General features: G+C 56.8%; 1 protein-coding gene. It reads left to right on the forward strand.

Going from position 1 to position 1,039, the window contains the following annotated elements:
- Positions 1 to 437: 437 nt before the first annotated feature.
- Positions 438 to 1,039, forward strand: a 602-nt coding sequence (locus QCE79_RS32970; RefSeq protein ID WP_309851657.1) for a hypothetical protein, incomplete at its 3' end; no start/stop codon positions are given.

The following is a 1,039-nucleotide window of genomic DNA, read 5'->3' on the forward strand; positions in this document are numbered from 1 at the left end:
ACCTCAGAGCACTTAATCCTGACTGGCCAACGCGGATTATCGAAGTGCATAACAACGCCACAATCTGTGGCGTCGTGAAGTCAAAAGTGGTCCGCTACTAAGAAAGCGCCAAAAGCGGAGCATTGCTCCCCTTTATTCTCGCCGCACGCCCTCAGATCCCGCGCCCGCTCGTTGCCGCGCGATGCAAACGCCCGTACACAAACCAAAATTTACCCTAGGGTATTGCACTGATCATTCCCTTTGGGGTATTCTCTGGTCGGTTCAGCTTTTCTTTGTACGCATAACGCTTATACAGCACTGGCACGCACGCGCCTGCATGCAAGTTCGTCTAGCATCTCCGCGTGGCAGCGGCGGCTGGAGCACTCTTGGGATCGAGCCTTGAAGTCTTCTCGGACGCACCAAAACTTCGAATTACGTTGTACTAATCGGAGCAAGCAATGATCGAAACACTCTTCCCTGCGCCGCAACTTTTGAAGCGACCCAACGCCCGCGTCGGATTTGCATTCAGACCGATCCCGCCGCAGGAGCACCGCAAGCGCAAATCCTTGGTTCTGCGCGCTTGCCGAGAGGACATGTCATCTGGGCATGGCTTCAAATGGCCGCGTGCAGGCGAAGTAGCTGAAGCGCCCGATTGGCAACCAACGCATCGGTGCGGCGCAGGTTTGCACGGATGGCTTCATGGCCACGGAGATCATGCGATCGGCGGCTACATCGAGCCGACAGCAAAGTGGCTCGTCATCGAGGTAGATACGGACGACATCATCGAGCTCGATGGTTTCTGCAAGTTTCCACGCGGCAAAGTTGTATTCGTCGGCACGAGCAAGGGCGCTGCTGACTATTTGCTCGATAACGATCCATGCGCCCGTGAACTTCCTGTCATCGGCGCCCATCGCGCGGTCGGCGATCACCGTGCTGTATTTGTTGGCGCTTTGGGTTGTGCGACTGCAGGCGACGGCGGCAAAGCCATGGCTGGGTATCGAGGAGTTGCAACTGTGGGGTATGGCGGAACGGCGACAACGGGCTTTCGTGGTGAATCCAC

This window comes from Caballeronia sp. LZ003 (genome assembly GCF_031451465.1).
Classification (GTDB): Bacteria; Pseudomonadota; Gammaproteobacteria; order Burkholderiales; family Burkholderiaceae; genus Caballeronia.